This is a genomic window from Geothrix rubra (assembly GCF_030268065.1).
Taxonomy (GTDB): domain Bacteria; phylum Acidobacteriota; class Holophagae; order Holophagales; family Holophagaceae; genus Geothrix; species Geothrix rubra.
This window is the reverse complement of record NZ_BSDD01000001.1, coordinates 616,937-638,163: the sequence shown is the minus strand read 5'-3', so window position 1 is coordinate 638,163 and position 21,227 is coordinate 616,937. Positions and strand designations below refer to the sequence as shown.

23 protein-coding genes are annotated in these 21,227 nt (G+C 72.0%); 14 read left to right on the top strand and 9 right to left on the bottom strand.

Features of this window, described 5'->3' with window-relative positions:
- Window positions 1–59 precede the first annotated feature (59 nt).
- Genes QSJ33_RS02825 through QSJ33_RS02815 form a run of 3 tightly spaced genes read right to left on the bottom strand, consistent with a single transcriptional unit; the run spans window position 60 to window position 2,744 of the window.
- Entirely contained in the window at window positions 60–992 is a 933-nt protein-coding gene (locus QSJ33_RS02825; RefSeq protein ID WP_285722761.1) for a bifunctional metallophosphatase/5'-nucleotidase, read from the bottom strand.
- Window positions 989–1,807 (bottom strand): 5'-nucleotidase C-terminal domain-containing protein, encoded by an 819-nt coding sequence (locus QSJ33_RS02820; protein ID WP_285722759.1) that lies wholly within the window; start codon window positions 1,805–1,807, stop codon window positions 989–991. The genes QSJ33_RS02825 and QSJ33_RS02820 overlap by 4 nt, the downstream gene beginning before the upstream one ends.
- Window positions 1,797–2,744: a hypothetical protein gene (locus QSJ33_RS02815; RefSeq protein ID WP_285722757.1), complete on the bottom strand. Its 948-nt coding sequence runs from the start codon at window positions 2,742–2,744 to the stop codon at window positions 1,797–1,799. The genes QSJ33_RS02820 and QSJ33_RS02815 overlap by 11 nt, the downstream gene beginning before the upstream one ends.
- A gap of 260 nt (window positions 2,745–3,004) precedes the next feature.
- Here QSJ33_RS02815 and QSJ33_RS02810 point away from each other — a divergent pair, with 260 nt between their 5' ends.
- From QSJ33_RS02810 to QSJ33_RS02775, 8 genes are all read left to right on the top strand, one after another.
- Complete coding sequence (locus tag QSJ33_RS02810) at window positions 3,005–4,390, top strand: anthranilate synthase component I family protein (protein WP_285722756.1); 1,386 nt, start codon at window positions 3,005–3,007, stop codon at window positions 4,388–4,390.
- Window positions 4,387–4,965, top strand: coding sequence for an anthranilate synthase component II (locus QSJ33_RS02805; RefSeq protein ID WP_285722754.1), 579 nt, complete (start codon window positions 4,387–4,389; stop codon window positions 4,963–4,965). The genes QSJ33_RS02810 and QSJ33_RS02805 overlap by 4 nt, the downstream gene beginning before the upstream one ends.
- Window positions 4,962–5,999, top strand: a complete 1,038-nt coding sequence (gene trpD / locus QSJ33_RS02800) for an anthranilate phosphoribosyltransferase (protein ID WP_285722753.1) — start codon at window positions 4,962–4,964, stop codon at window positions 5,997–5,999. The genes QSJ33_RS02805 and trpD overlap by 4 nt, the downstream gene beginning before the upstream one ends.
- Entirely contained in the window at window positions 5,996–6,826 is an 831-nt protein-coding gene (locus QSJ33_RS02795) for a beta/alpha barrel domain-containing protein (protein ID WP_285722751.1), read from the top strand. Before trpD ends, QSJ33_RS02795 begins: the two co-directional genes overlap by 4 nt.
- Window positions 6,823–7,443 (top strand): phosphoribosylanthranilate isomerase, encoded by a 621-nt coding sequence (locus tag QSJ33_RS02790; RefSeq protein ID WP_285722750.1) that lies wholly within the window; start codon window positions 6,823–6,825, stop codon window positions 7,441–7,443. Before QSJ33_RS02795 ends, QSJ33_RS02790 begins: the two co-directional genes overlap by 4 nt.
- Window positions 7,440–8,624 carry a tryptophan synthase subunit beta gene (gene trpB, locus QSJ33_RS02785; protein WP_285722749.1) on the top strand — a complete coding sequence of 395 codons (1,185 nt, stop codon included), beginning with the start codon at window positions 7,440–7,442 and terminating at the stop codon, window positions 8,622–8,624. Before QSJ33_RS02790 ends, trpB begins: the two co-directional genes overlap by 4 nt.
- A gap of 1 nt (window position 8,625) precedes the next feature.
- Window positions 8,626–9,378, top strand: coding sequence for a tryptophan synthase subunit alpha (trpA, locus tag QSJ33_RS02780; protein ID WP_285722748.1), 753 nt, complete (start codon window positions 8,626–8,628; stop codon window positions 9,376–9,378).
- Between the two features lie 152 nt (window positions 9,379–9,530).
- Window positions 9,531–10,907 (top strand): OmpP1/FadL family transporter, encoded by a 1,377-nt coding sequence (locus QSJ33_RS02775; protein ID WP_285722746.1) that lies wholly within the window; start codon window positions 9,531–9,533, stop codon window positions 10,905–10,907.
- 56 nt (window positions 10,908–10,963) lie between these two features.
- Here QSJ33_RS02775 and QSJ33_RS02770 read toward each other — a convergent pair whose 3' ends face one another.
- The 4 genes from QSJ33_RS02770 to QSJ33_RS02755 are packed head-to-tail and all read right to left on the bottom strand — an operon-like array spanning window position 10,964 to window position 14,318.
- Entirely contained in the window at window positions 10,964–12,295 is a 1,332-nt protein-coding gene (locus QSJ33_RS02770) for a DUF2252 domain-containing protein (protein ID WP_285722745.1), read from the bottom strand.
- Entirely contained in the window at window positions 12,296–13,483 is a 1,188-nt protein-coding gene (locus tag QSJ33_RS02765) for a thiolase family protein (protein WP_285722743.1), read from the bottom strand.
- 17 nt (window positions 13,484–13,500) lie between these two features.
- Window positions 13,501–14,049, bottom strand: a complete 549-nt coding sequence (locus QSJ33_RS02760; RefSeq protein ID WP_285722741.1) for a DivIVA domain-containing protein — start codon at window positions 14,047–14,049, stop codon at window positions 13,501–13,503.
- An 11-nt stretch (window positions 14,050–14,060) separates the two neighbouring features.
- The gene (locus QSJ33_RS02755; RefSeq protein WP_285722739.1) at window positions 14,061–14,318 is read right to left on the bottom strand and encodes a YggT family protein; all 258 of its coding nucleotides are present in this window, start codon (window positions 14,316–14,318) and stop codon (window positions 14,061–14,063) included.
- A gap of 50 nt (window positions 14,319–14,368) precedes the next feature.
- On the opposite strand from QSJ33_RS02755, the gene bshA reads away from it, so the two are divergent.
- Together bshA and QSJ33_RS02745 are read left to right on the top strand one after the other, a co-directional pair.
- Window positions 14,369–15,481: an N-acetyl-alpha-D-glucosaminyl L-malate synthase BshA gene (bshA, locus tag QSJ33_RS02750; RefSeq protein WP_285722737.1), complete on the top strand. Its 1,113-nt coding sequence runs from the start codon at window positions 14,369–14,371 to the stop codon at window positions 15,479–15,481.
- The gene (locus QSJ33_RS02745) at window positions 15,478–16,407 is read left to right on the top strand and encodes a pseudouridine synthase (protein WP_285722735.1); all 930 of its coding nucleotides are present in this window, start codon (window positions 15,478–15,480) and stop codon (window positions 16,405–16,407) included. The genes bshA and QSJ33_RS02745 overlap by 4 nt, the downstream gene beginning before the upstream one ends.
- A gap of 10 nt (window positions 16,408–16,417) precedes the next feature.
- Here the strand turns inward: QSJ33_RS02745 and QSJ33_RS02740 are convergent, their stop codons facing one another.
- Window positions 16,418–17,260, bottom strand: a complete 843-nt coding sequence (locus QSJ33_RS02740) for a TIGR02757 family protein (protein ID WP_285722734.1) — start codon at window positions 17,258–17,260, stop codon at window positions 16,418–16,420.
- A 146-nt stretch (window positions 17,261–17,406) separates the two neighbouring features.
- On the opposite strand from QSJ33_RS02740, the gene QSJ33_RS02735 reads away from it, so the two are divergent.
- Complete coding sequence (locus QSJ33_RS02735) at window positions 17,407–17,805, top strand: hypothetical protein (RefSeq protein ID WP_285722732.1); 399 nt, start codon at window positions 17,407–17,409, stop codon at window positions 17,803–17,805.
- A gap of 16 nt (window positions 17,806–17,821) precedes the next feature.
- Here the strand turns inward: QSJ33_RS02735 and QSJ33_RS02730 are convergent, their stop codons facing one another.
- Window positions 17,822–18,346: a hypothetical protein gene (locus QSJ33_RS02730; RefSeq protein ID WP_285722730.1), complete on the bottom strand. Its 525-nt coding sequence runs from the start codon at window positions 18,344–18,346 to the stop codon at window positions 17,822–17,824.
- A gap of 131 nt (window positions 18,347–18,477) precedes the next feature.
- Between QSJ33_RS02730 and hemH the strand changes: the two genes are divergently transcribed.
- From hemH to QSJ33_RS02715, 3 genes are all read left to right on the top strand, one after another.
- Window positions 18,478–19,428: a ferrochelatase gene (gene hemH / locus QSJ33_RS02725; RefSeq protein ID WP_285722729.1), complete on the top strand. Its 951-nt coding sequence runs from the start codon at window positions 18,478–18,480 to the stop codon at window positions 19,426–19,428.
- On the top strand, window positions 19,425–20,684 hold the full coding sequence (locus tag QSJ33_RS02720; protein ID WP_285722728.1) for a protoporphyrinogen/coproporphyrinogen oxidase: 1,260 nt from the start codon (window positions 19,425–19,427) through the stop codon (window positions 20,682–20,684). The genes hemH and QSJ33_RS02720 overlap by 4 nt, the downstream gene beginning before the upstream one ends.
- Window positions 20,685–20,770: 86 nt before the next feature.
- A complete protein-coding gene (locus QSJ33_RS02715) occupies window positions 20,771–21,199 on the top strand; it encodes a DUF2914 domain-containing protein (protein ID WP_285722726.1) in 429 nt (142 codons plus the stop codon).
- Window positions 21,200–21,227 lie beyond the last annotated feature (28 nt).

Sequence of the window (21,227 nt, the reverse complement as noted above, 5' to 3'; positions counted from 1 at the left end):
GCATCAAGCGGCTTTACCTGTCGTGGCGGCGGATTGGGACTTCAGTCACGCAGCCGGGTTCAGCCCTCCACCGGCATGGAAGATCCGGAGGCGGCCTTCGCCTGGCCACGAACCATCGCAAAGTCCATGCGCCCGAGGTTCACCCCCCCGAAGCCCACCTGGAAGATGAGGGTCTCGCCCAGGGCCTGGGGCACCCGGGTGGGGGTGTCCAGGAAGGTATGGCTGTGGCCGCCGATGATGGCATCCACTCCGGGTACGTGGGCCGGCAGGCGCAGGTCGTCGAATTCTCCGTCGAGCATCTGGTAGCCCAGGTGGGAGAGCACCACCACCAGGTCGGCCTTCTCGACCTCCCGGAGGTGCTTCACCACGGGTTTCAGGCTCTCGAAGGGATTTCGCCAGCCGACGCCCTCGTGGTTCTTGGGGGCCACGAGGCCCGCGAACGCCACGCCCACCCCGGTGATGCCCACGCGGATCCCGGGGAAGTCCCGCACGAGGTAGGGCCGGACCCGCTTCCCGAGCTCCGGGGCCCCCGCGAAGTCGAAGTTGCAGTTCACGAAGGGGAAGGGCGGGTTCGGGTGGTCCATGCGCTCCATGGATTCCATGGCCTGCACCAGCAGGTCCACACCGTTGTCGAAGTCGTGGTTGCCCAGGGTGCCGGCGTCGTAGCCCACCATGCGCATGAGCCGGTAGTCCAGGCGCCCCTTGTATTCGTTGAAGTAGGGGGTGCCCTGGAAGACGTCCCCCGCATCGAGGAGAAGGCTGGCGCCCACCTCCGCGCGCAGGCGCTTGACGAGGGTGGCCCGCCGGGCCACGCCGCCCCGGCCGCTGAGGGATCCGTTCCCCGGCCCGAAGGGTTCGATGTGGGAGTGGGTGTCGTTGGTGTGCAGGAGGGTGATCCGGCCGGAGGGGGCCTCGGCAGGTGCGGCCTTCAGGGGCAGGCCCGCCGCGGCGGCGGTGGCGCCCAGGGCGGCAAGGAAATCGCGGCGCTTCATGGGCGGACTCCGGGCTCCTGGAGGTTCAGCTTCTTTTCGCGCAGGGCTTCCTGCAGCTCGGCCGGGACCTGGTACCGGCCGGGGGCCGGCGGCAGGAGGTCGCGACCGGCCCTCCCGAGGGCGGCGCAGCGGTCCAGCAGGATCTGCCGGAGGGTCAGCCCGGTGGTGAAGGGCTTGCGCCCCTTCCGCAGCGTGGGGATGGCATCCCCGCCGCCGTAGAGGTAGTCCGTGGTGGCGACCTTCACCACCTCCGCCGGATCGATGGGACTCCCGTCGGCCCAGGTGATGGTCAGAAGGGCCTTGGCGGGGGTCCCCTCCACCTTCACCCGGACGCCCGAGCAGGGTTCTCCCCCCCGGCGGAGCAGCCCTTCGCGGACCACCTGGATGACCTCGGCGCCGGTGAGCTCGACGACCACCAGCTCGTTCTCGAAGGGCATCAGCTCGTAGATGTCCTCCACCTTCAGCTGGCCGGGGCGCAGGTTGGCGCGGAGGCCCCCGGAATTGGTGATGGCGAAGCGCACCGGGGCGTCGATGGCCTGCCGGGCGGCCTCGCGCATGGTGTCGGCCACCCAGTAGCCCAGCAGGTTCTCCTCGCCCCGCCTGCCGCGGAAGAGGCCCTGGGGGGCCTTCACCAGCGGCTGGCCGAAGCTGGCCTTGATCTTGGCGGCGTAGGGGGCGATGGTGGCGGCGAGGGCCGGATCGTCCGCGATCGCCGACGTGACGGGGATGCTCTCGGCCTGGCCCGGTTTCACGGCGGGAGGCTGGTGGGCCCCCAGGAACGACAGCAGGGCCGGGATGAGCAGGCTACGTTTCAAGGGATTCGGCATCACGGTGGGCTTTCACGAAATCGGCGCGGGCCTCCCGCACCTTCAGGTCATGCTGCCAGTAGAGGGCCGAGGCCCTCAGGAACCAGCCCAGGAGCCAGGCGTTGATCACCGTGGCCGTCACCTGGAGGAGGAAGAAGAGCCACACCCGGCCCACGGTGGCGCCGCCGATCCGCCAGGCCAGGAACAGGACGAGGAAGGCGAGCAGGGCCCGCACGGCGGTGCCGCCGAGGACCACCACGGTCCACTGGACGGGATGGGCCCAGAGCGACTGGAAGCTCCAGCCCAGGTGCCGGCCGTAGCCCCGGCGGCGTGCGCTGGCGGCGCGCTCCGTCCGGCCCAGGCGCAGGAACCACCACTGGAGCCCCAGGGCCGAGAGGGTAGCCATCACCACGAGCGGGCGTCCCACGAAGGCGGTCCAGCCCAGGCCCTGGATGCCGGTCTCGCCCAGCCAGGCGAGGCCGCGGAGGATGGCCCAGGCGACCAGGGCCAGGGGCACCAGGCCCACGAGCAGCGTGTCCAGGGCCCCCAGCAGCCAGGGGCCCAGCCGGCCGGGCAGGTCCACCGTCTCTGCCTGCATCCGCCAGCCGCACCAGAGGACGATCACGAGCCCGAGGCCGAGGGTGTGCACGGCCGGCGAGTTCACGGGATTGTGCTTCAGGCCCCCGTTCTCCCAGAGTTCCCAGATGTCCCGGGCGGTGATCCCCTCGCCCCAGTGGCCGGGCAGGGCGCTCCAGCCCGCGGTCCGCCGGAGCAGCATGGCCCAGCTGAAGGCGGGACCCGCGACCATGAGCGCCCAGCCGGCCAGGAGGCCCCAGCCCCAGCGGCCGAAGCCGCCAGGGAGGGCGGCCTTCAGGAAGGACCAGGGGCCCCGGGGCAGCAGCCCCTCCTGGGCATGGATGGTGGTGGGCGGGGCGTCGAGGTCCATGGGCATCCGGCAGGGAACCTCCCATCAAACCACATCCGCCGCGGTCCAGGGGGGCGAGGCTTGACAGGCCCCCCGGGGCCAGGGTTTCATCCTTGCCATGGTGTCGTCCTTCCCGCTCCCCGTCCGGAGCCTCGTCTTCGAGGCCTGGTACTGGCGCATGGGCTCGGACGGCTCCATCGGCGCAGCCTGACGGCGCGCACCTCCTGGACCCTTCCGAGCCCGACCCCCGTGGTCGGGCTTTTTCGTTTCCGGACACCCCGATGTTCCTGCTGCGCCATCCCCTTCCCGCCGACCTCGTCACGCCGCTCGCGGCCTACCTGGCCCTGCGCCCCCGCGGCGCCAGCCTCCTCTTAGAATCCGCCGACCAGGGCGAGCGGGTGGGCCGCTACAGCTTCGTCCTCCTGGAGGACGGCGAGTCCCTGATGCTGCCGCCTCCCGCCCGGGGCTGGGTCGGCGCCCTCCGGACCTTCGCCGGCCAGGCCGCAGCGTCGACGGCCTTCGATCCGGAGGCCGAGCTGGCCCCCTCGCGGGAGCCGCTGCCCCTCGGCGTGGGCTGCGCCGGCTACCTCGGCTTCGAGGCCATGGGCGCCCAGGAACCCACGCTGCCCCTGCCGGCCCGGGACAGCCTCGGCCTGCCGGGGCTCTGGGTGCGGCGCTTCGGCACGGCCCTGGTGTTCGACCACCTCCACCAGGTGGCGGAGCTGCAGACCCGTGACATCGACGCCGAGGCGGGCTTCCGGCGTCTGCGGGAGCTCCGCGAGGCCCTGCGGGCCGGGGCCCGTGACCCCGGTGCCGACGGGGCCGCACCCTCGGCCCGGCCCCTCTGTGCGCGGGAGGCCTACGAGGGCATGGTGACCCGGGCCCAGGCGCGGATCCTCGACGGCGACGTGTACCAGCTGGTGCCCAGCCAGCGCTTCGAGGTGTCGGATCCGCCGTCGCCGCTGGCGGCCTACCGTCGTCTCCGGCGGCTGAATCCGAGCCCCTACGCCTTCCTCCTCGAGTGGGACGGCTTTGCCCTGGTGGGGGCCTCGCCGGAGATGCTCGTGCGGGTCCAGGCGGGCGAGGCCGAGACCCTGCCCATCGCGGGGACCGTGCCCCGGGGCGCCACGGCCGAGGAGGACGCCGAACGCTTCGAGGCCCTCCGCCGCCACCCCAAGGAACTGGCCGAGCACCAGATGCTGGTGGATCTCGCCCGCAACGACCTGGGCCGGGTGGCCATCCCCGGCGGCGTGCGGGTGGAGCGGCCCCTGGCCCTCCAGCGCACCAGCCACGTGCTGCACCTGACGACCACGGTGAAGGCGAAGTTGAAACCGGGTGTGGACGCCCTGGATGTCCTCGAGGCCGCCTTCCCGGCGGGCACGGTCAGCGGCGCCCCCAAGCTGCGGGCCTGCCAGCGCATCGCCGAGATGGAAGGGGAGGTGCGCGGACCTTACGGTGGCGTGCTGCTGCGCCTGGGGGACGATGGGGCCCTGGATACGGCCCTCATCCTCCGCACGGCCGTCTACGTGGGTGGAAAGGCGTACCTGCAGGCTGGGGCCGGCGTGGTGCGGGCCTCCGATCCCGCCTCGGAGTATTTCGAGACGCTGCACAAGCTGGGGGCGGTGGCCCAGGCCATGGGTGTCCGGCTCGAGGGAGGTGCCCGGTGATCCTGCTCATCGACGCCCTGGATTCCTTCACCTACAACCTGGTCCAGGCTTTCGAGACCCTGGGGGCGGAGGTCCGCGTGGTGCGCCATGACGCCATCGGCCTCCAGGAGGCCCGGGCCCTGAGGCCCGACGCCGTGGTCCTCTCGCCGGGGCCGGGCCATCCCACGGAGAGCCCGGCCCACATGGCCCTGGCCGGCTCCGACTGGGCCGTGCCCCTGCTCGGCGTCTGCCTGGGCCACCAGGCCCTCGCCGCCGCCACCGGCGGCCGGGTGGTACGAGCCCGCGAGCCGCGCCACGGGGAGGCCACGCCGCTGGAACACGACGGGACTGGCCTCTTCCGGGGACTCCCTGCGGGGCTTCCCATCGGCCGCTACCACAGCCTCATCGCCGATCCGGAGACCCTGCCCGCCTGCTGGCGGGTGACGGGCCGCAGCCCCGGCGGCGAAATCATGGCCATGGCGCACCTGAGCCTGCCGCGCTGGGGCGTGCAATTCCACCCCGAGAGCATCCTCACGCCCGACGGCCCCGCCATGCTCGCCAACTTCCTGCAGCTCGCCAAGGAATCCACCCGATGACGCTCCTGACCACCCACAACCCCATCCGGCCGCTGCCCGAGGCCACCGCCGCCGAACTCATGCGCACCTTCATCGACCAGGACACGGATGCCCTGCTGGTGGGGGCCTGCCTGGCCCTCCTGGCCCAGCGGGTGCCCGAGGCCCACGAGCTGGCGGCCTTCGCCGAGGCCCTGGGCGAGGTGGCCGTGCCCTTCCCGCCGGTGCCCGGGACCGCCCTGGACACCTGCGGGACCGGCGGCGACGGCGCGGCCACCGCCAACCTCAGCACCCTGGCCGCCCTCCTCCTCGCCCACCTGGGTGTGCCGGTGGTCAAGCACGGGAACCGCGCGGCCACCAGCGTCTGCGGCAGCGCGGACCTGCTGGAGGCCCTGGGCTACGACCTGGCCCGCGGCAGCGCTGAGCTGGCCGGGGACCTCGACCGGCACCGCTTCGCGTTCCTCTTCGCGCCGGCCTACCACCCGCTGCTGGGCCGGCTCCGGGAGATCCGGCGGCGCCTGGGCATCCCCACGATCTTCAACCTGCTGGGCCCCCTGCTGAACCCGGCGGCGCCCCCGTTGCAGCTCCTGGGCGTGGCGCGGGAGGAGCTGGCGGCGCCCATGGCGGGCGCCCTGGCCCGGCGCGGCACCCTCCGGCGGGCCTTCGTGGTCCACGGGAAGGATGCGGAGGGGAAGGGGCTCGACGAGGCCTCCATCGAGGGGCCGACGACGGTGCTGGAGGTCAGGGACGGCAGCGTCGCCGCCCCGGCGGTGCTCGTCCCCCGGGACCTGGGGCTGGCCCAGCCGCCCCGGCACGCGCTCCGCATCAAGGATCGCGCCGAGGCCCTGGCGGTGGCCCGGGGCCTTCACGCCGGGGCCGGCCATGCCGACTTCCGTCCAGCCGTGGCCGATGCGGTGGCCCTGCAGGCGGGCCTGGGGCTCCTGCTGCACCGGGGCGAGGGGCTGGCCCAGCTTCCGGCCGCCTGGGGCGAGGCGAGGCAGGCCCTGGAGCGGGGCTTCTCCCTGCCCTTCCCGGGGCCCGGGGAGGTGCGGTCGTGAGCGGCTTTCCCGATCCCCGAGTCCTTGTCCGGGAGACCGGGCTCCCGCCCAGCTCGCCCCTCCAGCGGGTGCTGGTGGCCGAGCTCGACCGGGTACTCCAGATGCAGACCGGACCGGAGCTCCCGCCCCCCGGCGACGACCGGCCCTTCGAGAGCGCCCTCCGGGAAGCGGTCCGGGTCCGCGGCGGCGCGGTCATCGCCGAGTACAAGCAGGCTTCCCCCACCCTCGGACCCTTCGCGGCCGGCACGCCGCTCCTGCCGCAGCTCCAGGCCTACCGGGACGGGGGCGCCGCGGCCTTCTCCATCCTGGCGGAGCCCGCCTTCTTCCGCGGGAACCCCGAGCACCTCCGGCAGGCCGCAGGCCTCGGGCTGCCGAAGCTCTATAAGGGCTTCGTCATCGCAGAGGCCCAGCTGGCGGAAGCCGCCGCCTGCGGCGCCCAGGCCGTGCTCCTCATCGCCCGGGTGCTGAAGGGGCACACGGCCGCCTTTGCCGCGGCGGCCCGGGCCCGGGGCCTGGAGCCCCTGGTCGAGCTTCACGACCTGACGGAAGTGCCCTTCGCCCTGGCCGCGGAAGCCCGGCTGGTGGGCATCAACGCCCGGGACCTCTCCACCTTCACCCTGGGCGAGCCCTCGGCCGCCCCCCTGCGCCGGGCCTTCCCAGATGCGGTGCTCATCCGGGAATCGGGGCTGGCCACGCCCGGCGATGCGGTGGCCTCCCTCCGGGCCGGTTTCGACGCCGTGCTGATGGGCGAGGCCCTCATGCGCAGTCCCGATCCGGAGGACTTCCTGGCGCGGATCCTCGCCGGCCTGGCGCGGGCGGCTTCATGATCCCCCTCGCCAAGGTGTGCGGGCTCACCCGCGCCGAGGACGCAACCCAGGCCGCCCGGGCCGGTGCGGACCTCCTGGGCTTCGTGTCCCACGCGCCCAGCCCGCGCCACTGTCCTGACCTTGCGATCGCCGCGGAGCACCGTGACCGGGCCGTGCTGGTGATGGTGGCGGATGAGGCCGCGGGCATCCTGGATCGGGTCAGGGCCTTCGGGTTCCGGCGCGTGCAGCCGCATCTCCCCCGGGCGGAGCGAGTCCGGGGGGTGGCCCTCCTGAAGGAGGCCGGCCTCTTCGTGATCCTCCCCTGGGCCGACGAGCCGGGCCAGGGGCCGGCCCCGGCCGACCTCTACCTCTGGGAGCCGAGTCCGGCCCGCACCGGCGTGGCCGGAGGCTCGGGGCAGGGCCATGCCATGGCCTTCCCGCCGCCGGGCCCCTTCCTCCTCGCCGGGGGACTCGACGGCGACACGCTGCGGGAACGCGCCGCCCGGGTGGCCCCCGAGATCCGGCCCCGGCTGCGGGGCTTCGACGCCGCCAGCCGACTGGAGGCGGCACCTGGCCGGAAGGACCCGCGCAAGGTGACGGCCTTCGTCCACACCGCCCATGCCCTGGAGCTGCCATGAACGACGCCTTCGTCCTGCCAACCCGCTTCGGCGCCCGGGGCCTGGGGGGCTGCTACGCCCCGGAGACGCTCATGCAGCCGCTCCTTGACCTGGAGGCCGCCTTCCGCGCGGCCATGGAGGACTCGGGCTTCCAGGCGGAGCTGAAGGCGGAGCTGCGGCACTTCGTGGGCCGTCCCACGCCGTTGACTCCCGCGCCGCGCCTGGCCGCCAAGCTGGGGCTGAAGGCCCTCTACCTCAAGCGGGAGGACCTCGCCCACACCGGCGCTCACAAGATCAACAACGCCCTGGCCCAGGCCCTCCTGGCCCGGCGCATGGGCAGGACCGAGATCATCGCCGAGACCGGCGCCGGCCAGCACGGCGTGGCCACCGCCGCGGCCTGCGCCCGGCTGGGCCTGCGCTGCACGGTCTACATGGGCGTCACCGACATGGCCCGGCAGGCCCCCAACGTGGCGCGGATGCGCCTCTTCGGGGCCACGGTGCAGCCGGTGGAAGCGGGGCAGGGCACCTTGAAGGAGGCCGTGAACGAGGCCCTGCGGGCCTGGGCCGGCCGCTGCACGGAGGCCCACTACATCCTGGGTTCGGCCCTGGGGCCGCACCCGTTCCCCACGCTGGTCCGCAGCTTCCAGACCGTCATCGGCGAGGAGGCCCGGGCCCAGGTGCTCGAGCAGACCGGGGCGCTGCCCGAGGCCGTCGTGGCCTGCGCGGGCGGCGGCAGCAACGGGCTCGGTCTCCTCGTCCCCTTCGCAGGGGATGGGCTCCGGCGCATGGCCGTGGAGGCGGGCGGCCACGGCCGGGCCCTGGGCGAGCACGCCGCGCGGCTGGATGGGGGGCGCATGGGCGTGCTGCACGGGTGCCGGACCCTCCTGCTCCAGGATGCGCATGGCCACACCGCCGAAACCGCCAGCGTGAGCGCCGGCCTGGACTATCCGGCCCTGGGCCCGGAGCTGGCCGCCCTGGTGCTGGATGGGACGGTGGACGCGCGCCGGGCCTCCGACGAGGAGGCCCTCGCCGCTGCCCGGCTGCTCTGCGAGACGGAAGGCATCCTGCCCGCCCTGGAGAGCAGCCACGCGCTGGCCCTCCTCCCGGCCCTGGCCGCCGAGGGCGTGGCTTCGGTCCTGCTGGGGCTCAGCGGCCGGGGCGACAAGGACCTGTCCACCTACCAGTCCCGCCTGGAGCTCTGAGATGACGCTGAACCCGCTGCTCCCCTTCCTCATGGCCGGCGATCCTTCGCTGGAAGCCCTGCCGGGCCTGCTTGCTGGGGCCCGCGCCCTCGGCCTCGAGGCGGCGGAGGTGGGACTGCCCCACTCCGATCCCATCGCCGACGGCCCCGTGCTCCAGGCGGCGGCCCATCGCGCCATCGGCCGTGGCGCCACGCCCCGGCGCGTCCTCGAATCCCTGGCCGGCCTCACCGACAGTCCCGACCTGATCCTGTTCACCTATCTGAACCCGCTGCTGCAGCTGGGCCTGGATCCCCTGCTCCGGCTCCTGGAGCCCACGCCGGTGCGGTCGCTGCTGGTGGTCGACCTTCCGTTCGGGGAGGAGCCGGACTTCGAGGCTGGCCTGCGCGCGGCGGGGTATCCCTTGGTGCCCCTGCTGGCGCCCACGACCACGCCTGAGCGCGCGAAGGCGCTGCTGGACCAGCGGCCTGATCCGGGACCCGGCGCGCCCTTCGCGCAGCGCTTCGCCTACGTGGTTGCACGGCTCGGCGTCACCGGGACCGGGCAGGGGACCGATCTGGGTCCCGTGGCCGCCCGCGTCCGGGACCTGCAGGGGATCACCGCCCGCCCCCTCGCTGTGGGCTTCGGGCTCTCGGATCCCGCCAGCCTGCGCGCGGTGCGCACGCTGGGTGCCACCCCTGTCATCGGCAGCGCCCTCGTGGCGGACTTGACTCTGGGTAGGCCCATCAAGGCTTGTCTCGAGAGCCGCATCGCTTGATGACCGCTGTGTCGTGAACGGTTACATACTCCGCCCATCCCTGTGGACGGTTGCAAGGGCATCGCGATTTGGTATCGTGGTCCATCTTCCACTTCGGAATCGGCTGGAAACGGCCCATATCCCCGGCTTTCCGGGACAGGAGCAGTGCCCCCATGACGAACCGTTCGCGCCTCACCCTCACCGCCCTGACGCTCGTCGCCGCGGGCGCCTTCGCGCCGGTGGCCCAGGCCTCGGGCTTCCAGCTCCGCGAACAGAGTGCCTCCTCCCAGGGCAATGCCTTCGCGGGCGTTTCGGCCGGCGGCTTCGACATCTCCGCCATGTTCTTCAACCCGGCGACCATGACGCTGTACTCCGGGAACCAGTTCGCCCTGGGCGCCACCCTCATCGCCGCCGATGCCAAGGCCAACGACATCTCCGGCACCCGAACCAGCGCCCTGGCCGCCTTCCCGGCCTATGAGCCCATCAGCGGCCCGACCAGCCACAAGAACGCGGTCGCGGCCAAGGTGGCTCCGAACCTCTACGGCATGTGGAGCCTGAGCGACGACCTGAAGCTCGGCATCTCGGTCAACGCCCCCTATGGCTTCGTCACGGAATACGACAGCAACTTCGTGGGCCGCTACCACGCCTTGAAGACCGACCTGAAGATCGTGGACGTGGCCCCCAGCCTCGCCTACCGCATCAACCAGCAGTGGTCCGTGGGCGTGGCCTTCGTGGCCCGCTATGCCGACGCCACCCTGACGAACGCCGTGGATTTCGGACTCATCGGCTTCCCCGCCACCATCCCCGGGACCCTCGACGGCACGGCGAAGCTCACGGGCAACACCTGGGCCTACGGCTACAAGGTGGGCGCCACCTACCAGCCCACGGAGAAGCTGCGCCTCGGCTTCGCCTATTCCGGGCAGATGACCATGACGCTGAAGGGCGACATCGCCTTCCAGTATCCCGCCACCGCGCCGGCCCCCCTGGTGGCCACCCTCCAGGCCGCGGGCTTCAAGAACGGCGGGGGCAAGGCGGACCTCGACCTGCCCGCCAATGCCTCCGTCGGGTTCAACTACCAGGTGAACGACACCTTCTCCTTCCAGGGCGAGGCCGCCTGGACGGGCTGGTCCCGGTTCAAGCAGCTGCGGGTAAAGCTCTCGGACAACGTCGCCCCGCAGCCCACCGAGACCATCACTGACGAGAACTGGCGGGACACCTATTTCTTCTCCCTGGGCGGGAACTGGAAGCTGGGCAACGGCTGGGCCCTCCGCGGGGGCATCGCGCACGACAAGGGTGCCGTGACGGACGGCTACCGCACCCCGCGCATCCCTGACGGCGACCGCACCTGGGCCTCCCTGGGCGCCAGCTACGCCTTCTCCAAGTCCTTCGCCGTGGATGCGGGCTACACCCACCTCTTCGTGAAGGATTCCAAGGTCGAGCTCCAGACCACGGCCTCCCAGAGCGACCCCAACTTCACCCGGGGCAACCTCAACGCCACCTACAAGCTGAGCGGCGACATCTTCGCCATCGGGGCCCGTTTCACCTTCTGACCCCCGGTTCTCCAACCCCAGGGCCCGGTTCGCCGGGCCCTGGCCGTTCAGGGCCATCAGAGCCCCGTCAGGGCTGACAGGGCCCCCTCGCGAACCGCCGACAGGAACCGCTGGTGGTCCCGTTCCACCTGGTCGGCACAGGCCTGGGCGAAGCCCGCGAGGGCCTGGTCGAGCTTGTCCCCGTCGCCGAGGTAGCCCGCCAGCATCGCCGCATCGCCGGTGCGGGCGTGGGCCTTCGCGAGGATGCCACCACAGAGGCCCGCATAGTCCTTGAGAAGCGGCCCCTTCAGCACCTCCACGGAGATCGAGGCCTTGTGATCGGACCACTGGCGGACCAGGAAGTCCCGGTCCTCGAACCGGGTCCACCCCAGGAAGGGATCCACCCAGGTCTGCATCCGGTGCTGACCGAGGGCCACCCGGCGACCCTGGTGGACGGTTCCGTCGCCCGGTGGCAGGTAGGGCGTCCAGACCGAGGGTTCCTCGGACTTGAACTGGAGGAAGAGCGGATCGTCGGGCCCCCGGCCGAAGCAGAGGGCCACCAGGCAGGTGGTTCCCACGCTGCCGGTGCCCACCACCCGGAATGCGATGTCCACGGGCTCGTAGGCCTCCAGGACCCGCTGGCGGCCGGGGACCACCGTCTCCCGGTAGGCGGGCCAGGCCGACATGACCGCCTGGCTCGTGGCTTCCGGCACGGGTGCCAGCAGGGGCGGATGGGCCTGGAAGCGGCGTCCGCCGCCGGCGGCTTCCTCGGTGACCTTATCCAGCAGACGGGCCGGGGTATCCCGGGTCGCCTTGGCCAGTACGTCCTTCAGGACGGGGCCATGGTCGCCAGGCAGCACGTCGAAGCGGACGAGCTCGAGGGGCTTCATCTCCGCGAACCGGGCCATTCCCTCGCGGTAGGCCCACACCAGGGCCGCCACGGCATCCTGGGCGGAACGGTCCGATTGGCCGGCTTCGCGACCGGCCAGCACCACGCTGGCGCACAGCCGCTTCAGGTCCCATTCCCAGGGGCCGGCCAGGGACTCGTCGAAGTCGTTGAGGTCGAAGACCAGGTGCCCATCCGGTGCCGCGTAGGCGCCCAGATTGAGCAGGTGCGCGTCCCCGCAGAGCTGTACCTCGATCCCGGTGACGGGTCCGGGGCCGAGGTCGGCCGCGAAGAGCCCGGCCGAACCCCGGAAGAAGGAGAAGGGCGAGGCGGCCATGCGCCCCCACTTGATCGGGAGCAGATCCTGGATGCGCAGGGCATTGTGGGCCTTCAGGCGGGCCACCAGGTCCGGACGGTCCCCAGGGGGCGCGAAGGCCCCCTGGTCCGTGCGGGGCAGCCGGTCCCGCAGCGCCTTCCCCGCCGAGCGGCGTTCGGCCAGGGAGGAGCGGGGGAGGGCGTCCACCTACACCCGCTCCACCGCCATGGCGATGGCGTTGCCGCCGCCAAGGCAGAGGGCGGCGATGCCGCGCTGTTTACCCTGGCGTTCGAGGGCGTGGAGGAGGGTCGCCATGACGCGGGCGCCGCTGGCACCGATGGGATGGCCCAGGGCCACGGCGCCGCCGTGGACGTTCACGCGGTCCGCCGGCAGCTTCAGCTCGTTGAGCGTGGCCACCAGCTGGACGGCGAAGGCCTCGTTGATCTCCCAGAGGTCCACATCCTGGCTGGCCCAACCCACCTTGGCCAGGAGCTTGCGGATGGCCTCCACGGGGGCCATGAGCACCCATTCCGGATCGAGGCCAGCCGTGGCGGTGCCGAGGATCCGCGCCTGGATGGGCAGGCCGTGGGCCTTCGCGAAGTCCTCCGTGGTCACCAGGGCCGCCGCCGCGCCGTCGTTCACGCTGGGGGCATTGCCGGCGGTGACGGTGCCGTCCTTCTTGAAGGCGGGGCGGAGCTTCGCCAGGGATTCGAGGGTGGTGTCCGCGCGGGGGCCCTCGTCTTCGCTGATCATCAGGTCGCCCTTCTTCCCGGGCACGGCGATGGGCACGATCTCGGCCTTGAAGGCGCCGGACTGCATGGCGGCCAGGGCCTTCCGGTGGCTCTCCACGGCCCAGGCGTCCTGCAGCTCGCGGCCCACGTGGTACTTCTCGGCCACCAGCTCGCCGGTATGACCCATGTGCTGGTCCGTCATGGCGCACCAGAGGCCGTCCAGGATCATGGCGTCCTTGGCCTCCGTGTGACCCATGCGGGCCCCGGTCCGGAGCTTGGGCATGAGGTAGGGCGCGTTGGACATGGATTCCATGCCACCGGCGATCACCACCTCGTGGTCGCCCAGGCGCACGGCGTTCGCCGCGAGCTGGATGGCCTTGAGTCCGCTGCCGCAGACCTTGTTCACCGTGAGGGCCGACACGCTGGAGGGCAGGCCGCCGCGGAGGGCCGCCTGGCGCGCCGGCGCCTGGCCCACGCCGGCGCTCACCACATTGCCGAAGATGGCTTCCGTGGGCGTGGCGCCAGGCACGGCCGCCAGCAGGGCTTTCACCACCTGGGCGGCGAGATCCGGCGCGGCCAGCGGTGCGAAGGCGCCCTGGAACTTGCCGATGGGGCTGCGGAGGGATTTGAGGATGACGGCGTGGGGGGCCTGGGGCTCGGACATGGCGGTTCCTTGGAAATTCAGTCGTTCTGAAGGGGACGGCGGGAGGGCGTGGGGGGCTCGTCGAGGGCGCTGAGGTCCAGGCTCTCGAGGTTGAGGGTGGGCGCCGCGGGCATGTACATGTCCGGGGCCTCCTCCTGCATGTGGCGGCGGGTGCGCTCCATGAGGGATTCCATCTCCCGCAGGAACCGGGTGCGCTCCATCTTCAGGTTGCGGAGCTGGACTTCCAGCTCGACCACGTGCTGCTGGGCTTCCCGCACCAGCTCCTCGCCCTTGAACTGGGCCTCGCGGATGAGGAGGTCCTTCTCGCGGTTCGCCCCGTCCAGCACGTCCTCGCGGGTGCGCTGGGCCTGGAGCAGGGTCTCCCGGAAGATGCGGTCCTGCTCCTGGTACTGGCGCAGCCGTTCCCGGCTGTCGAGGATCTCCTCCTTGAGCTTCTGGTTCTCCGCCAGGACCTCCTCCCATTCCGAGGCGATCTCGTGGAGGAAGGTGCGGACTTCGGATTCCTCCAGGCCCCGGAAGACCTTCTCGAATTCCCGGCGCTGGATGTCGAGGGGGGTGTACTTCATGGCGATTCCCTTCAGGACATGAGGGCCTGCAGGAAGACCCGCTGGATGAGGCTCAGGAGCAGCACGGCGATGATGATGTCGAGGCTGAACCCCCCGATGGGAGGCACCAGCAGTCGGATGGGGTGGAGGACCGGCTCCGTGATGGCATGGAGCAGGCGCACCCAGCGGTTCCGGGGGTCGATGGGGAACCAGGAGAGGAGGGCCGTCGCGATGAGGAGCCAGATCAGCACATCGATGGCTCGGTAGGCGATGAGGAAGAGAAGGGGCATGGGCAGGATCCGTTCGACTCGTTCATCATAGCGAGGAGCGAGGGGCCCCCATGCGCATCGGAATTTCCTGCTACAGCACCTTCGGCGGCTCCGGCGTGGTGGCCACGGAGGTCGGGAAGGCCCTGGCCGCCCGGGGCCACGAGATCCACATCCTCAGTCCCAGCGTGCCGCCGAGGCTGGTGGGCTTCGAGGACCGCATCAACTTCCACGAGGTGCGCGCCAGCCCCTACCCGCTCTTCGAGGACTCCCCCTATTCCATCGCGCTGGGATCCAAGATGGCGGACGTGGCGGACCATTACGGCCTGGAGATCATCCACGCCCACTACGCCATCCCCCATGCCATGGCGGCCCTGCTGGCCCGCATGGCCCTCGGCGGCAACCTGAAGGTGGTGACCACCCTCCACGGGACGGACATTACGGTGGTGGGCAGCGATCCCAGCTACCTGCCCATGGTGAAGATGGCCATCCGCGAGAGCGACGGCGTGACGGCGGTATCGGAGTACCTGCGCCAGGAGACCCTGCGGATCTTCCAGGTGGACCGGCCCATCGAGGTGATCGGGAACTTCGTGGAACCGCCCCGGGACGAGCGGCCGGACTGCCGGGCCTGGCTTGCGCCCAAGGCGGCCTTCGTCCTCACCCACATCTCCAACTTCCGGCCCGTGAAGCGGGTGATGGACGTGCTGAAGGTCTTCGAGCGGGTGCGGACCGAGGTGCCCGCCCGGCTGGTGATGGTGGGCGACGGCCCCGACCGGCTCGAGGCCGAGGCCTACTGCCGCGACCACGGGTTCGCCGCCGAGGTGCGGTTCACCGGCAAGCAGCTGGACATCGGCACGGTGCTGGCCTGCTCGGACCTCTTCCTGCTGCCCAGCGCCACGGAGAGCTTCGGCCTGGCCGCCCTGGAGGCCATGGGGCACCGGGTGCCCGTCATCGCCAGCCGGGTGGGGGGGCTGCCCGAGGTGGTGCGCCACGGCGTGGACGGTTTCCTGGAGCCCATGGGCGACGTGGACGCGATGGCCGCGGATGCCCTGACGCTGCTGCGCGACGAGGATCTCCGCCTCACCATGGGCGATGCGGCCCGCGAACGGGCCCTGGGCACCTTCGCCGAGGGTCCCATCGTGGACCAGTACGAGGCCCTCTACCGGCAGGTGCTGGGGCGGTCGTGACGGAGCCCGCGGCGCCGAACGGAGGCTGCCTCCATCGGGAGCGGATCACCCGCGCGGACGCCGGGGCGACGGTGCTGGCCCATCTGGCCGCCCGCCACCCGAGGGCGACGGAGCTCGAATGGGCCCGGCGCATCGCGGGGGGGGAGGTGCGGATCGACGGCCGCCCTGCGGCGCCCGGCCAGCGTCTGGGTGCGGGGCAGGAGGTCGTCTGGACCCGGCCACCCTGGATCGAGCCGGAGGCCCCCCTGGCCATGGCCCTGCTCCACGAGGACGAGGACCTGCTGGCGGTGGCCAAGCCCAGCGGCCTGCCCACCCTCCCCGGCGGGGGCGAATTCCAGGACCACACGCTGCTGGCCCTGGTCCGGCGGCGCTGGCCGGAGGCGAGTCCCATGCACCGCCTGGGCCGCGGGACCTCCGGCGTGGTCCTCTTCGCGCGCTCCACCGAGGCCAGTCGCCTGGTGCAGGCGGCCTTCCGGGAACACCGCCTCCGCAAGACCTACCGGACCCTCTGCGCGGGACAGCCGGAGCTGGACGCCTTCGACATCACGACGCCCATCGGCGAGGTGCCCCATCCGCTGCTTGGGACGGTCCATGGGGCGAACCCCGGCGGAAGGGCCTCCCTCAGCCGGGTCCGGGTGCTGGAGCGGCGGGAGGAGGGCGCCCTGGTGGAAGTGGAGATCGAGACGGGCCGCCCGCACCAGATCCGCATCCACCTGGCCTTCGCGGGCCATCCCCTGCTGGGCGACCCGCTCTACGGCCCGGGGGGGATTCCCCTGCCGGGAACCGTGGCCCTGCCCGGTGACCTCGGCTACCGGCTCCATGCCTTGTGCCTCGAGCTCGTCCATCCCCGCACGGGCCGGCCCCTGACCCTCCTCTGCGCGCCGCCGGCAGTGCTGCGACGGCGGCAGGGCGGTCCGGATTTCTGAGCGCCTCCGATCAGCGCGCGCGGCAGATCGCATAGAGGGGGCAGGCGGCGCAGGTGGTCTTCCGGCGCACGCCGGGGCAGTCCCCCAGGATGCCGAGGTGGCTGAGGGCGAAGTCGTAGCGCAGGGGATCGACCGGATCGAGGCGGCGAAGGGCCTCGGTGATCTCGCGGGCCATGCGGCCGTCGGGCGTGGCCCGGGCGCTCAGGCCGATGAAGCGGGAGACCCGTGCCACGTGGGTGTCCAGCGGGATCACGAGCTGGTCCTGGGGGTAGCGGGTCCAGAGCCCCAGGTCGGGCCAGCCGCTCCGCGCCATCCAGCGAAGGAACATGCGCCAGCGCTTGCAGGCGGCGCCTTCGAGGGGATCGGGCAGGCTGAAGCGGAGGCCGTAGGTGGCGGGAAGCTCGCGCCGCAGCCGCTGCACGAGCCTCGAGAGGGCCGCATCCCCGTCTTCGCCCGGGCCGGGCAGCAGATGGGACTCCAGGCCCGAACCGCTCTCCTGGTCCAGGCGCTTCCAGGCGAGGAGCCAGGCCACGACATCCCTGCCGGTGTGGAAGCGCCAGGTCCAATCTTCCAGGTTCCGGTGGAGCGACTGCCGCGCATCGCCTTCGCGGGTCTTCCGCAGCCAGGCGGCGGGCCGGGGGCCGAGGGGGGCCAGGGCCGCCCGCACGGCCCGCAGCATGGGTGCCACCCGGCCGTAGGCCAGGTGCGCGGCCACGAAGGCGGCCACCTCCCGGTCCAGGGGATCGGGGTAGGCCAGCGCCACGGACAGGGGATCCAGGTCCAGGGCTCCTGCGGTGTCATACCTGGAACAGAGGTCGTCCAGGCGGGTCTTCAGGGGGGCGGAACGGGGCATGGGTGCCGGCGCGGGGGGTGGGATTGGGTGGAAGGGGACCGAAAAAAACGCATCTCGTGCCGAAAATCACTACGGAAATGAAGGCTTTGCCGGTAACCTCGTGAGTGGTGGCCCGTGGCCCCTTTCTGGAGCAGTCCTTTCATATGATGAACCTGCGTGGCCTTGGAAATCTGGCGAAGATCCTCGAGGAAGCCGCCAAGCCTGACTCGACGCTGCGGGAAGACCGCGAGAAAGCCCGTCCCAAGGTCCTGAAGAAGGGGGAGAAGACCTCCACCAAGACCCGCGTGATGGATCCCAAGCGGAAGGCCTGGTACGAGAAGCGCCTCAGGGAGGTCACCGCCAAGAGCGAGGACGCCTCGCCGCTGCAGGTGCCCGCAAGCGGCCCGGTGAGCACGCCCGCCCCGGTCCTGGCCAAGACCGTGGCCTCCCAGCTGGGCGGCTCCCTGCTCCAGACCCTGGCTGCGGCCAAGGAGGCCAAGCCGAAGGCGGATGGCCAGAAGCGCACGGAAGCCTGGCGCCGCAAGCCCGGCGAATCGATCTTCTAGCTTGCCTGCGCGTGCTTCAGGCCCCGGTTCCGGCCGGGGCCTGAACCTTGTACTTCCGCCCGATCCAGGTGGCGGCCAGAGGCTTCTCCAGGCGGCCCTGGCGCAGGTCGCCCAGGGTGTACAGGGCCAGGTCCAGCACCGGCGTGCCCCCGTCCAGGGTGCCGTCGCCGAGCCGGGCCTCCAGCTCGGTCCGGGGGAAGATGCGGATGCCTGCGTCCAGGCGCACCACCACGTCCTGGGGATCCGCCAGGGCCAGGCCCGCCGTCTCGGCGATCCGATGGACGCTGCGGAGCATGCCGTCGATGGCGCAGCCGGAGGGCTGCTCGGCGAGGGTGGGTTCCGCGATGGCCAGGATCCGGCCGTGGAGGAGGGTCCAGGCGGCGTGGTACTGCATGCCCTTGTGGCGCCACTTCGCCAGCGTGGCGTCCAGCTCGGGGGCGAGGGCGGCTGCCTCCGTCGGCTGTTCCAGGGCCATCAGCCAGAGACGGGCGCCGTCGGGCAGGCCGTTGAAGGGGGCGAGGGCATCGGCAGGATGGGACATGGGGCGCTCCGGTTCCCCCATTCTAGGCCATCCGGCCGGAGTCCCTGTCGTAACGTTGTTCAGGTTTTCCGGAAGAGCGGACAGTCATCTGTGACGTCGAACCGGAACCTCCTCGCGTAAGGTGGAGGGCGATGACGACTGACACGGCGATCCTGCTCCTGAACCTCGGTGGTCCGGTGAACCTGGACCAGGTGGAACCCTTCCTGGCTCAGCTGTTCGGGGACCGGGACCTGATCCGGCTGCCCGGGCCCGCATGGCTGCAGGGCCCCTTCGCCCGCCTCATCGCGCGCCTCCGGGCTCCCGGCGCCAGGGGGCGCTACGCCCAGATCGGCGGCGGCTCCCCCCTCCTGCGGGAGAGCGCGGCCCAGGCCGCGGCCCTGCGCGCGGCCCTGCGCGCGGCGGGACGAAACGAGGCCGTGAAGCTCTGCTTCCGCTACGCCGCCCCCCGGACGGAAGGCCTGCTCCGGGCCCTGAAGCGGGACGGGATCCGCCGGCTCGTGCCGGTGACCCTCTATCCCCACGACTGCCGGGCCACCACCGGCTCCAGCCTGCGGGAACTGGCCCGGCTGGCCGCGGCGGCGGGCCTGGAGCTGCTGCCCGGCGTGGACCACTACGCCACGGACCCCGACTACCTGGACGCCATGGAGGCGCCGCTGCGCGAAGCCCTGGCCGAGCTGCCCGGGGCCACGGTGATCTTCAGCGCCCACAGCCTGCCCGTGCGCCAGATCGCCGCGGGCGATCCCTACGAGCGGGAGATCCACGCCACCCGCGATGCCCTGATGGCCCGGATCGGGGCCATCCCCGGCGGCTACCTGCTGGCCTACCAGAGCCGCACGGGCCCCGTGAAGTGGCTGGAACCGCCCCTCAAGGACGTGCTGGAGCGCATGGGGGGGAAGGACGTCATCGTGGTCCCCCTCAGCTTCGTGAGCGAGCACATCGAGACCCTGCACGAGCTGGACATCGAGTACCGCCACGTGGCCGACCGGGCGGGCATCCGGACCTACCGGCGCGTGCGCACCCCCGGCACCCACCCCGCCTACATCCGCTGCCTCACGCGGCGTGTCCTGGAGATCCTCCCATGAGCACCCTGATCCTCGGCGGCGGCGTCACCGGCCTGGCGGCGGCCTGGCACCTGCAGCGTCGCGGCGAGACGCCGGAGGTCTGGGAGGCCCAGGAGACGGTGGGCGGCTGGATGAAGACGCTGCCCTGGGAGGGCGGCCACCTGGAGACCGGTCCCCAGGGCGTGCTGTGGCAGCCCGGCACCGCCGTGGACCGGCTCTTCAAGGCCATCGACCTGCCCTTCAACGCCCCCGGCAAGGGCGCCCGCTGGGTGGGGAAGGGCGGGCGCCTGGTGCCGGTCCCGGCCTCGCCCTTCGGCCTGCTCGCGTCGCCCCTGATGCCCCTTTCCGCCAAGCTCCGGATGATGCTGGAGCCGTTCATTTCCGTCCGTCCAGCCGAGCCCGAGGAGGGCCTGACGGCCTTCATCGCCCGGCGCCTGGGCCCGGGCGTGGCCAGTGAGCTGCTGCCGGCCATGGTGGCGGGCATCCTGGCCGCCCCGCCGGAGGTGCTCTCCGTGGACGCCATCCCCAAGCTGCGGCAGTGGGAGGCCACCGGCAGCCTGGTGAACGGCGTCCGCAAGGGCGGTGTGAGCCACATGGTGGTGCCGGAGGGTGGCATGGGTCAGCTCCCCATCCGGCTGGCGGCCCGGCTCCCTGCGGTCCGCACGGGCATCCGCGCCTCCTCCCTCGAACGCCTTCCGGACGGGCGCTGGCGGGTCACCGGCGGCGGCGAGATCCGCGAGGTCGAGCGGGTGGTGCTGGCCCTCCCGGCCTACGAGGCCGCGGCCCTGCTGGGCTCCCTGGCACCGGCCAGCGCCGTCGCCCTGGCGGCCATCCCCTACACCTCGGTGGACCTCTGGCATAGCCGCCACACGCCGCTGCCCGAGCTCAAGGACGGCTTCGGCTTCCTCATCCACCCGCCCGAGGGCCGCGGCTACCTGGGTTCCCTGGTGCCCTCCTGGATGGATCCCCAGAGCGCCCCGGATGGCCTCATGCAGCTCCGCAGCTTCGTGGGGGGCGCCTTCCCCAAGGGACCGGACCTGGATCGCTGGGAGGGCCTCTTCGCCCGCCTGAAGGGCTGGATCCCCCAGCTCAGCGACCCTTCCGCCGTCCGCCACGAACGGGCCGAGAAGGCCATCCCGCGCCCCGAACTGGGCCACCGCGCCCGGGTGCAGGCGGCGCTCGAGGGACTGCCCAGGGGCCTCGACTGGCTCAGCAATGCCCGGTTCGGCCCCGGCGTCCGGGACATCCTGGAGGGGCTGGAGACCTGGAGCGCCTGAGGACGTTCACGTTTTTTGACCGGTCTCGCCCCGTGACATCGGCGCGGGACGGGGGGAGAATGGGCGCGAACCTTCCGGAGCCAACCATGCGCATCGCCTCCCTGATCCCGCTCGTTCTCCCGGTCGCCCTGCTCGCCCAGGCGCCCGCCCCCAAGCCCAAGGCCGAGGCCGCGCCCGCGCCCGAAGCCACCTCGATCAGGCCCCACGCCGAAGTGAAGGTGGGCACGGCCGTGGAGAAGATGGAGGTCGTGGGCGAGGCCACCGACTTCAAGGTGGCCGCCGGGACGAAGCTCTACGCCTGGACCAAGGTGTGGAACCCCGGTGACAGCGTCACGGTGGTGTTCTCCAAGGGCGAGACCAGCTCCAAGCAGGAGCTGAAGGTCCCGCACTCCCCCTACCGCACGAACGCCTACCGCACCTTCCGCCAGGGCGATGGCGGCAGCTGGACCGTGAAGGTGCTGGCGGCCGACGGCACGGAGCTTGGCTCCGCGGCCTTCACCGTCGAGATCCAGTAGTCGGATCCGATTCGCGACCGCCTTCCCG